This window comes from Thorsellia anophelis DSM 18579, from assembly GCF_900111395.1.
GTDB lineage: Bacteria > Pseudomonadota > Gammaproteobacteria > Enterobacterales > Thorselliaceae > Thorsellia > Thorsellia anophelis.
Map to the genome: position 1 here is coordinate 211152 of NZ_FOHV01000004.1, position 11888 is coordinate 223039.

At 34.2% G+C, this 11888-nt stretch carries 9 protein-coding genes and 1 tRNA gene; 5 read left to right on the forward strand and 5 right to left on the reverse strand.

Going from position 1 to position 11888, the window contains the following annotated elements; translation table 11 throughout:
* The first annotated feature begins 404 nt into the window (after nt 1-404).
* Genes BMW37_RS03910 through BMW37_RS03920 form a run of 3 tightly spaced genes read left to right on the forward strand, consistent with a single transcriptional unit; the run spans nt 405 to nt 6495 of the window.
* Complete coding sequence (locus tag BMW37_RS03910) at nt 405-1685, forward strand: hypothetical protein (protein ID WP_093317968.1); 1281 nt, start codon at nt 405-407, stop codon at nt 1683-1685.
* Nucleotides 1682-3709, forward strand: a complete 2028-nt coding sequence (locus BMW37_RS03915) for a hypothetical protein (protein WP_093317969.1) — start codon at nt 1682-1684, stop codon at nt 3707-3709. Before BMW37_RS03910 ends, BMW37_RS03915 begins: the two co-directional genes overlap by 4 nt.
* Nucleotides 3706-6495 carry a DEAD/DEAH box helicase gene (locus BMW37_RS03920; RefSeq protein WP_093317970.1) on the forward strand — a complete coding sequence of 930 codons (2790 nt, stop codon included), beginning with the start codon at nt 3706-3708 and terminating at the stop codon, nt 6493-6495. Before BMW37_RS03915 ends, BMW37_RS03920 begins: the two co-directional genes overlap by 4 nt.
* Before the next feature lie 73 nt (nt 6496-6568).
* Here BMW37_RS03920 and BMW37_RS03925 read toward each other — a convergent pair whose 3' ends face one another.
* Together BMW37_RS03925 and BMW37_RS03930 are read right to left on the reverse strand one after the other, a co-directional pair.
* Nucleotides 6569-7039 carry a site-specific integrase gene (locus BMW37_RS03925; RefSeq protein WP_093317971.1) on the reverse strand — a complete coding sequence of 157 codons (471 nt, stop codon included), beginning with the start codon at nt 7037-7039 and terminating at the stop codon, nt 6569-6571.
* A 154-nt stretch (nt 7040-7193) separates the two neighbouring features.
* Nucleotides 7194-7278, reverse strand: a tRNA-Leu gene (locus BMW37_RS03930).
* 222 nt (nt 7279-7500) lie between these two features.
* Here BMW37_RS03930 and BMW37_RS03935 point away from each other — a divergent pair.
* Both BMW37_RS03935 and BMW37_RS03940 read left to right on the forward strand, forming a co-directional pair.
* On the forward strand, nt 7501-8826 hold the full coding sequence (locus BMW37_RS03935; protein ID WP_093317972.1) for an amino acid permease: 1326 nt from the start codon (nt 7501-7503) through the stop codon (nt 8824-8826).
* A gap of 20 nt (nt 8827-8846) precedes the next feature.
* Complete coding sequence (locus BMW37_RS03940; protein ID WP_093317973.1) at nt 8847-9254, forward strand: RidA family protein; 408 nt, start codon at nt 8847-8849, stop codon at nt 9252-9254.
* Between the two features lie 248 nt (nt 9255-9502).
* Here the strand turns inward: BMW37_RS03940 and BMW37_RS03945 are convergent, their stop codons facing one another.
* From BMW37_RS03945 to BMW37_RS03955, 3 genes are all read right to left on the reverse strand, one after another.
* Nucleotides 9503-10093 (reverse strand): LemA family protein, encoded by a 591-nt coding sequence (locus BMW37_RS03945; RefSeq protein WP_093317975.1) that lies wholly within the window; start codon nt 10091-10093, stop codon nt 9503-9505.
* Nucleotides 10094-10307: 214 nt separating this feature from the next.
* A complete protein-coding gene (locus tag BMW37_RS03950) occupies nt 10308-11504 on the reverse strand; it encodes a TPM domain-containing protein (protein WP_093317976.1) in 1197 nt (398 codons plus the stop codon).
* A gap of 73 nt (nt 11505-11577) precedes the next feature.
* A partial coding sequence (locus BMW37_RS03955; protein WP_281241258.1) for a transposase occupies nt 11578-11888 on the reverse strand: 311 nt, incomplete at its 5' end.

The following is an 11888-nucleotide window of genomic DNA, read 5'->3' on the forward strand; positions in this document are numbered from 1 at the left end:
AGTATTTTTTATGTACTAAATAAATAAGTACGTATATTGGGATTTTGAGGATATATAGGTCGAGTATGGAAGGGTGATTTTATTCTGATGCTTGAGGCTGATTTTAAATTACGTAAAACAGTATATTCAGCTATTTTAAGCTCAGACTCTGCCAGAGCTTCTAAATGTGCGATTTTTTCTTGTAGTGTGAATTTTATCTTAAAGCACAAACCTCGATTAATTGAACTTATACTCAGTCTAGTGTATCTGTTGGCTTATTCAAGATGGGTTCAGCGGATGCTTACTATTAAGACTCCATGTGGCAATTATTTGTTTAGTCGTTTAAGATAGCAATCAAATTAAAAGCTTATTAAATAAACAAAGTGATAATTATTTTTAATCTAAAAATACTCAAGGATAATTCAATGAGTCAAATAACTTGGGGGCTTCTTGCACCAGAAAAAGTTTCTAGCATAAGACGCAATCGTTCACTTGAACTAAATGGTGTAATCCGTTATTACAATGAGCGTGCCGTACCTGGTACAGCTTCTGTCTGGTACGGCAAGCAATTATTACTTGCCGTACTTGGAATTGCTGTGGCAGTCAAAGTACGCGAAGGACGTAAAAAAGTCCAAAACATTCCAGTTGCTAATGCAATTGAAGCATTAGCATTTAAAGTCACTATGCTGAAAAATAAAGGTGCGGTTGACAAGCGGGTAAAAGGATTAACTAAATTATTGCTGAGACCTTTTACTGATTTTAGCTATAAGAATATTTCTAAAACTGGATTTTATCTAGTACAACCAATGAGAATGTCGACAGCACAAGCTCTTATTCCATTAGGCTTAGCCTCAAGTAGTAATTCAAGATTTAATAGTTTTACATTGACAGATTTGGGTAATGAACTGATTAAAAAATCAGGTGCTAAAGACCTAATTGAGATATTGGCTAATTGGGTTTCAGGTGATCCAAAACTGAATTTCTCTGGCAGAGTTCCGTCAAATTTATCTTGTCTTAACGTGAACGAACCTCTGCCAAAGGATGCACTAAAGTTATTAAGAGAAGTTTTAGTGAAAAGCTCCTTAGAAGGTTACAAAGAGGATTCAATTCGCAGAAGAAATGCGCTGTGCTGGATGGAAACACTCCACCAAAATGAGGAGCCTATAGATTTTAACTCAACGCAACCTGAGAATTTATCAAGTGAACATTGGGCTGATATAAAGATAGGAGCACATTTTAATCATGTGAAATTTCTTGCGCTACAAGTCTTAAATCAAATCGAAGGAACTATTGCGGATAAAACCTCTACTGGAATAACGGTTGAATCGCTAGCAAAAAATGACTCAATAATTGATGCAATAAAACTACTAAGTGATTTAGCTACAAATTTTTTAAATTATAATAATACTCATCCTGATGCGCTTAAATTTTGTCGTGAATGTTCTTTAAATAAAAATGTTGATGGTATTAAATCTGTGATCACCAACTTGGTTAGTCGGGATATGTCTACACTGATAATTCAAGGTAATTCGATTAGACCCGGTGAAGCATTTGAGAACCGTTCTATTGATATATCTATCAAAGATGATAGTCCCTTAGGCCAATTTCCTCCTCACATATCTTACCGAATTTCAAATCTATACCTACTTAATATGGATCTTCAAAATCAACTCTCTAATCATCTCGCAGAGGAGCTGCTATCATGAAAAACGAAAAATTCATTGAGCAAAAAAATAAATCTTTGACACAATTTTTCGAATCTCCGGATGATTATGAAGGTCATTTTGGTTGGGTGTGTGGTTATAGCGCAGATGATTCTTTTATGGATTTGGCAGTTGAACGCTTCACCGGTGCTAATAGAGGGCAACGGGCATTAGCAGGTCAAATAAAGTTGGGATTATTACTGGATCAAACTAATCAACCCTTGAAGATATCAAATATGCCGGGAGTGATGCATTTTTTAGTCAAGAACTCTTTACCAAAGTACAAACTGATGCACGCAAAAGTAGCAATACTTGGTTTTCGCTCTCTTGTAGCAAAAAATGATTGGAAGATACGTCTACTGGTATCCACAGGGAATTGGACAAAGCAAACTCTTGAACAAAGTCTTGATTTGATTTGGCAAATAGAAATAAACCAAAACGATCTAGTGTCTAAAGATAAGGATAAAATTCAGGGGGCTGCTGATATCAAAGCAGCTTGGGATTTTATGAGTGACTTGCTGGAAAATTATAACCTTGAAGCGCTAAGCCCTTTAATTAGCAGTAACTTAAGTATTGATTTAATGAAATGGCTTGAGCTGACATCTAAAGCTGCAAAGGGTAAACCGAGGTTTATTGATAATAGAAAAAAATCATTTTTCAATCAGCTTGGTAATCACATCTCTTCGTTTGATTGTGCCGTATCCAGAAATTTTTTAGCAATAGGGTCTGGTTTTTTTGAAGAGACTATAAAAAAATATTTTACTGAAACGGTTGTAAGTCAAATTGAATACTCACTTAAAGAAAATGGATTACTGACTAAAACACCTTATAAAGTAATTTATGTTAATCCTCTTGCGTGCCAGTCTATTGCTCAGTTAAGAAAAGAAATAGAAGAAAATAATTACAAAATTCACCCAGCATATATTAATCCCAACATATATGGCGAAAATACGCAAAGAACACTTCATGCAAAATTTATATTCAGTGCAAAATATAGTACAAAAACAGATAAATATTCACATGGCTGGTTGTACCTTGGTTCTGGAAATATCACAAATCCAGGTTTTATGAATACAGCGGCGTCTAAAAAAGGGAATTTAGAAGCTGGCGTAATTTTTGAAACAGGGGATATTTGGGGGAATCATGATGATAAAAGTCCTAAGTATGAGTCAATAAACTATGTTCTTCCTATTCATCGTACAGGAAAAGAACCTAATCACGAAAATATTGATTTAATCGAAGGAAAAGGGTTTGAAGATTCTGATAAATGTTATGCTGCATCTGAAATAAGCTATGTAATTTGGAATGATGAATCTGAACCGGTAGAACTTTACGTGTCAGATAGTGAAAAAAAATTTTTAACAAATTATTGCCTTTTTAATGGAGATAAAGAATGCAAACGATCCAGAAATGGATTCATTTGGGAATCTGAAAAGCCAAGAGAAGTCTTAATTAAATGGAAGATTGATACGCGAAACTATGAAGTATTCATTCCAGTTATTGGTGAAGATGGTCGTATCGCTGGTGCTAAATTACCTCAACTAACACCAGAAGAGGCTGAACTTCAATTATTATCGTTTCCTAACTTTTTGGATGATGAAGCATTACCTGTACATCAGGATGGCGAAGAAGATGAACAAGATACTTTAAGTGAAATCATTGCCAATAATGATTTAAGTAGAACGTCACAAAAAAAAAGCATTTCCAGTTACCAAGTACGTCAAATGATGAGCTTAATTGAAAAGATAGCAGTTCAGCAAACACAAATGGCTGAGCAAAATTGGACACTTTGGTGTAATCGCCTTGCTCAAACATTAATTCAAATGAAATCGACATGCTGCGTTTTATATTTTAAAGAATCTTTGAAAATAAATCCTTTAAGTGCGCTTTATCGAGAAGAATTTAAGCCTGATTTTGCTAATAATGGTAATGAGTATGCTGATAAATATATTGCTGCTATTAAAAAAATAGAAAGTGAATGGGGTGTTGGTAAGCTGACTAATTTAGATATAGGAGAAGTGTTATGAGTCATAATTTCAAAGGTTGGGATGCTGTTGCTGCTAGGCTCATTATGGTTGCTAACGATCTTTCTATCAAAAAATTAAATGCGGGTCAGCGGGCATCCCTAGTCGCAATTGCAAAACGTTTAGTCAACAATGGTGTGATAATTGCTGATGAAGTTGGTATGGGTAAAACGCGTATCGCAGCACTAGTATCCAAAGCTATTGTGGATTGTGGTGGCAGAGTTGCAATTATTGTTCCGCCTGGACTTGGATATCAATGGAATAGCGAGCTCGCTGATGCAAATATTAATTCGCCTCCAAAATTAATCCGAAGTCTATACCAATACTTAGCGTCGTTCAGTTCTGACGAAAATGTGATACCGTATGAGCAATCTATCACGTTGATATCACAATTGTTTATGAATTGGCGATTAAGTGAAAAATCAGAAGTATGGCGTTGGAGTTTATTGCCTCAAGTTTATGGAAAATGGCGAAAATCACAATCTGAACGATTTCCTAATAAATATCACAAAAATGATAAATGTGACTGGAACGCTGAGGTTGATGTTGCAAGTGACAAGATCGTTCAATTTTTGGAACGTATTTCAAAATCCAACTATAAAAGCAAACTAATAAAAAGAATTGAATATATCTATGATAATACGCCTTGGCCTAATGCTTTGAATGCTAAAGAGTACAAAAACGATGAATATCTTCGCCCTTTTTTGGAAAGTGCAGTTGGATTAGGCTTAGGTGAATTTGATCTAATTATTATAGATGAAGCCCATAAAAGTAGAAAAGCTGAAAGTGGTTTAAATAAAATGTTGACTAATTTATTAGTTGAATCTGCATCAGCTAGAAGAATTGCAATTACTGCTACTCCTGTTGAACTCTACCCACAACAATGGCTAGAAATTTTTTCGCGTATAAATGTCGATGTAGAAGTTAATAACCAGATAAAAAGCATTATCAATGAATATATTCAGTCAGTAAAAGATATTCAAACATTCACTAATAACCCAATTGCAAAAAAAGTATTCATGGACTCTGCGAAAAAATTTGAGGTAGCGTTAAGTCCATTTTTGTTAAGACGTGATAAACGGCAAGATGAACATGTCCAAAAATTCAGGGATAAAATGAATGGATTAAATGATTATAGGCAAGAGAAGTCAATAGAAATAGAGCTCGAGACATTGACTGATGAATGGAAACGCTCTATTTGTGCTGCTGAAGCAATTTCGATTGTTTCCCGAGGCTCTGATGAAAATATGCTTAAAAGATTAAGACTTACCTTAGCGAATGGGCATGGGTTGTCATCTTGTATAGACGAAATGACTAAAGCAGAGTTAGAAGAAAAAACTCTTGAAGAAGAACTCGTAAACGAAGGGGAAGGACTTAAACAAAGTACTAATATCGATTATATTGAAATCAATAGTTTGGAAGTAGTAGAACAAAAACGTATTAAACGGTTAAATTATTGGAAAAGTATTATGGCTAAGCCTTTTTCGTCTGAAAATCAAGGCACATCTATTGATCTGGATGTTTTATATGATCATCCAGCTATTTTAGCCACTGTGAATAAAATTGAAGAGCTTGTCGAAAATACCAATGAAAAAGTATTAGTTTTCGGTCGCTTTAACAAACCGCTGAGTGCGTTAACTCATTTGCTTAATACGCGACAAATGTTAAAAGCTTTAGTCCAAAACTGCTATTGGCCTCAACAGCAACTAAATGATCAGCAGGAAAAAATACTGCCTATCGCGATTAGACAATTAGTCGCAAATGCCAATTTGACTTGTGAGCAAAAAATATTATTAAGTAGCCTTCGCGATATTAAAATCTGTAGTGATAAACTCAAAACACAATATCATCAGTCGAATAATATTCGTGCACAAAATCGCAAGAAATTAATTCAATCACTTATCACAGGATTTGATGATCTGGGCGAAAAAATTTCTTCTATAAGTGCAAAACTGAGTGATGAATTTAATCAAAATCAGAATCTAAAGGCTTTATTTGATGCATTTCATTCACAGGTTAATAAAGAGAATACGATTCACGCAAATGATAGTGAGATTACTAACAATAATTCTGCACTTAATATAGTCAGTCGAGCCCTTTTTGAACTCGTCGATGCAAATGATAATAAATCAAATGAAACCAGATTGGTTGATGCATTCATTAGCCTCGTTTCTGTTTTGCGAGAACATAACGAAGGTGATAAAAATGATGATGGAGAATTGGATAAATACGAAGCCGAGGAGTTATGGTCTATTTTGTACGAACGGATCAAAGAAGAATATAATTCTCATGATGGGAAATTTGCTCGTTTGCTCAATGGTTCAACAAAGCCAGAAACCCGTAGATTGCTTCAATTAGCATTTAATCGTGAGCAAAGTTTTCCTAAAGTGTTAATAGCTCAATCAGTTGTTGGGCGTGAAGGCCTCAATCTTCATCAAGCATGCCGCTATGTGATTTTATTTCATCCAGAATGGAATCCAGGTGTTGTTGAACAACAAATTGGCCGAGTGGATAGATTAGGTAGTTTATGGCACAAAAAATTAGATCAATTTTTAGAAGAGAACAGTGAAATTTCTTCGCTGAATGAAATACCAAAAATCGAAATATTTACAGTTATTTTTAAGGGAACTTATGATGAAATAAATTGGAATGTGCTCAAATCTCGTTGGTCTGATTTGAAAGCACAACTTCACGGTATAATCATTCCTACACGTGATAATTGTTCGGACGAAGAAGCCAAATTAATTTTAGAAATAAATAAAAATGCGCCTTATTTTTCACCGGAATAAAAGGGTATGGAAACAATTTGTTGTAACTCGGCATATTTCATTAAGAGAAATGGAGTAGGTGGTTATATGAATTCTATGTCATTAGAGGCTTTCTAATACCTTTACAGGGATTATCATCTATCCACTGGCAGTCTATTCTTGCCTCCTCAAAAACAGCAGATAGTAGAGTCAACTCTCTCAAGACTGAGCTTGATGAAACTGCTTTCAAGCGTTTGTCTCTAAATAATGAAATGAGAGTAGTCCTAACTTTTGAGATTGGTGTATCAAGAGGTAAGCGTCTTTCTTCAAAAGCGGCTAGTCTAATTTGTTCCCATCGACAACCACGGTTAATTGGGCTAATTTCATTAGCATACTTTCTTAGAGCATCTCTTAATGTAAATTGCACGCCAAGTGGTTTAGATTTTGATTCACGGATTTCAAGCTCTCGAGTTGTTGCCCACTTACTTGCTTCTCTTTTTGTTGTGAAAGTTTTAGATTCTCTAACACCCAAGACAAAAACTTGAGCTCTAAAGCCAGAGTTGTATTTTTTATGCTCGCCATTCAAGTAACCTCAATATCATGCGTAAATCAATGCGTGATTTATGCGTAATTAGTATTTAAATATTATTAAATATATTGAAAATTATTGAAAGGGGGTGGGTATAAGTCTCTGTTTTGATAATAAAACTTTAATTTTTGGAAACTGATTAAAACTAAAGTGGTGCCTGTGGCCAGACTCGAACTGGCACACCCGAAGGCGGTTGATTTTGAATCAACTGCGTCTACCGATTTCGCCACACAGGCACTTTGGAGCGCTATTATAGTGAACTTAGCGAATCAAGCAACTAAAAATTGCAAGTAAATTACGATTATGGCTTAATTGGTTATTTTTTCAGCCTTTATGGATTTTAAGTTTAAAGTAAATTACTAAATGGAATGAGTAATAACAATTTGATATTAGATTATACTTAAACTCACCGCTAGGATAACTGTTTACTCTATTTTTAATGCAAAAGGAAATATAATATGCAAGAAAAGTTATCTAGATCATTGACATCAGGTCAAATGTCAATGATTGCGATTGGTTCAGCTTTAGGAACAGGTCTATTTTTAGGAAGTTCTTTTGCTATTGGTTTTGCAGGTCCTTCTATAATAATCAGCTATATTATTGGAGGGTTAATGACTTTGGTCCTTATGAAAGCCCTTATTGATATGTCTAGCAAGAACCCAACTACCGCATCATTCGCTCATTTCGCTGGTAAGTATATTCATCCATCTGTTGGTTTTGTGACTCGCTATAATTATTGGGGAGCAACAGTTATCGGTGTCGGTCTTGAAGTGACAGCAAGTGCTATATATATGGCATATTGGTTTCCTGATATTTCAACTTGGATATGGGTTATTATTTTTTCACTAGCACTTATAGGAATTAATTTCTCACACGTGACTTTATTTGGTAAGACAGAATATTGGTTCTCGATGATTAAGCTTTCCGTTGTCGTTGCATTTATCATTATTGGTATTGGCTTTGTCTTTCAGCAACCAGCAGGCACAGTTAAGCAAAATTTATGGGCCACAGGAGAACTTGTTCCTTTTGGTTTTTGGGGAATATGGTGTGGGATACTTGTAGCTTTATTTGGTTATCTTGGTACCGAAACAATTGCTGTTGCTGCAGGTGAAGCGAAAAATCCACAGAAAGATATCAAGCGAGCATTGAGACTAACAGTTATCCGCTTATTTGTATTCTATATTGCGGCAATAGCGCTCATGTTAATAATTGTGCCATGGAATGAAGCAGGTACAGGGCAAAGCCCTTTTGTGACAGTATTAAGTTATATCAACATCCCATTTGCAAGCTCTATTATGAACTTTGTGATTTTAATCGCTGCTCTCTCTGCGATGAATAGCCAGATTTATATTGCCACAAGAATGCTATACTCACTTTCAGAAGCAAACTATGCACCAAAAGCATTTCTAGCACTTTCAAAAAAGCAAATCCCTTATAAAGCATTAATGGTATCTTTGTTGGGTATTGTATTAAGTGTAGTACTAAATAAATTTGTTAGCCAAAATGCCTATTTGATATTAGTTTCAATTGTTATTTTTGGAGGGCTCTGCAATTGGATTTTTATCTTATTGAGCCATTTTGCATTTATTCGCAAGGAAAAACAATCTTATGGAACTAGGTCAACCATCGTAATGAGTTTGAATATTGTTGTTATTGCTTTATTGACAACATTATTACTTTCAACGCTTTGGATAGATGCTTTTGCTTATACGCTTTATGTAGGAGTACCATGGATTATCATCTTATTTTTATCTTATCAATTTGTGAAAAAATCAATCAAATAATTTTAAAGTGAGGCTATTTAATGAAAAGAGAAATCGTTCTTAACCCTGATGTTATGCCACCAAAAGGTCCATATGCCCAGGCTATAAAAGTATCAGGTAATCATACAACTATTTATACTGGGACTATAGCTTCTTTGGATAAGCAATGGAATGTTGTAGGGGCAAATGATATACGCCTGCAAACACGTCAAACCATTGAAAATTTAAAGGGAATTCTTGAAGCAGCTGGCGCTAGCTTAGCAGATGTTATTTCCACGACCTGGTATTTAACACGAATAGAGGACATGCCGGTTGTTGCAGAGATACGCAATGAGCTATTTCAAGGAAATATGCCTGCAAGCGGTACGATTCCGATTAATGGATTGTTCTATCCAGAGTTATTACTGGAAATGTCGGCTATAGCGGTGATTCCAACTCGAAATGAATAGTAAAGTTTTAATAGAAGTATCTTAGGAAAGATATTCTCTACACTAAACGTTAACTTGTTAATGCTATACCTTGGCTGCATGTTTGGTACGTCATTTATTGAAAAAAGCAGCACTTTAAATTTACATATTAAAGTGCTTTTTGAAATATAAATAACGCATAGCCTAGAGTTTATTATTCATCGTAGGCTATTTCAGTTCATCTAGAAAAGCTTTGAAATAGCTTAGGTTTTGAAAATAAGTTAAATAATTTAAAATTCTACAACAGGAGTTTTTATTATTTCCTCCTTATTGTCGAGTGTAAAGTGTGAAATAGGCTTATACCCCATGAAATTTGCAATCAGAAAACCTGGAAATTGCCTCAACTGGGTATTGTACTGGCCTATAGCTTCTATATAACGCCCTCTAGCAACAGAAATGCGATTTTCCGATCCTTCTAATTGCACCATTAAATCTTGATAAAGTGCACTTGCTTTTAGGTCAGGATATTGTTCTGAAATAGCCAATAGCCTTGAAAGCGATGCGCTTAATTCATCCTGCGCTTTTTGATATTTTTCTGCTGTAATAGGATCATTAAGTATCTGTGCGTCTACTTTTATTTGACTAATTGCACTCCTAGCTTTAACCACATTTTGAAGTACATCACTTTCATAGGCTGAGTACCCTTTAACTGTATTAATTAAATTAGGCACTAAATCATAACGGCGTTGATATTGATTAAGTAGTTCAGACGAAGCAGCTGAAACAGTTTCATCATTTTTCTGGATGGAATTATAGCCATTAATTATAGTAAATGTAACGATAATCAATAGGGCAAGCAATGTTATAGCGATTTTTTTCATTTTAAATCCTTGGAATTTAGTCTTAAACAGACTAAATCAAATTAATTAGTGTAGTAGCATATTAGTGCTGCTTAGAATGTTTCATTTTAAAAAGTTATTTTTTTATGTATTTGTAATTAAAGGTATTAAATTATTTCCTTTAGAGCTAAGGAATTATTATACGAATCCACGATAGTTTTAATTACTCTCATACAAGTTTAATGATTTGTTTAATCTACCAGCTACCTGATGATCCCCCACCTCGACTTGATCCTCCACCACTTCTTCTACTTGAAGAGCGAGAAGAACGAAAAGAACTAGACGAACGTGATGATCGTGAAGAATTAGAACTGCGACTATAGCTTGTTGATATATTACCATAATAAAGCGCATGAAAAATTGAGTCTTTAGGGCTTAAGGTTATGATGCTGTTTATTTTTATTGATTGTTCTTTATAACTCTTACATAGAAGAAACAGACCTATAAATAACAGAGGGACACTGAAAAAATTGATAAAAATAGCAATAAAAATAAACAGCACAATAACAATAGGCTGGACATCACCATTTTGTATAAATTGAGCTGTAAGTAAAGCGCAAAAAGTCCCAATAATCATTACTATTACAACATTTGGAAATTTAGGGAAATGAATTTTATATTGTGATAATAACTCCAATTTTTGTATATGATCATTCCAGGCATGCTTCATCGTATGTTTATTGTCTTTTGACTTTTTCCTATATTCATAACCCATTTTTTCTTTTAAAATAAGATTTTTTAATTTTTTGGTATGTCTAAACAGCATACAACAATAAAGACCGATGAAAACGCTAAGATAGACTTTTAAAAAAGGGAAAGTTATTAATTCAGATAAACTAAGTTCTTCTATTTCGTTGTTATATTCTTCTTGATTCATCTCATTTAGCTGAGAGTCGAAGATAAATTCAGGGTTTATTACTCGAATCGTTCTTACAACGCCTTTTTGTAGACCCAGATAATAATCGTTTGTTTTAAAATTAGGCAGTAAAGTTTCACGGATAATTCTGCCTGCTATAAGGTCTGTGACAAGTCCTTCATAACCGATTCCAACTTCAATTCTTACTTTTCTATCATCAACAGCAACAATTATTAAAAGGCCATTATCTTCATTTTTTGAGCCTATTTTCCAATAATTAAATACCTGCTCAGCATAGCTTTCGATACTTTCATTATTAGTTGAGTTAACTATATAGACAAAAAATTCTGAACCGTCGGCTTGTTGATTTTCAAAATCTAGTAATAACTTATTTAAAGTAGATTTCTCTTGTTGAGATAAAACATTAGCTTCATCTATCAATCTAATATTCCCAGTAACAGAAGGAATTTCATGAGCTAATGAGCTAAAACTAAAACTAAAACATAGTATTACTAGTATTAAAATTATTCTTTTCATCAATTGTTTTCACTGTTTATTATTATGTATGTTTTAACTATTATTTTTTAGGTTCTAACGCGATGCTCGACTTTTAAAATGCGAGATCTGCGATACTTAAAATGGGTCTACCTTGTTCTTTATTGAACAGGGTGGCCAGTTTGTGTGATAATATTTTCCTACTCAGCCTATTAGTAAAGCTCAGCATTGTTCTTGCGAATGTTCTTTCAATATTGAATTTTTCAGCAAGTTGTCCAATTGTACTTTCAATAATTCTTCTTTTATCATTCCAAAAATTCCTAATGTTTTTAGGGAGTTTATCTCTCATGTTTTTCCTAACGGGTGTTTCAATAGCAATCCCATGGTTTATGCATTGTTCCGCTGTCTCAGCCCCCAAATAGCCTT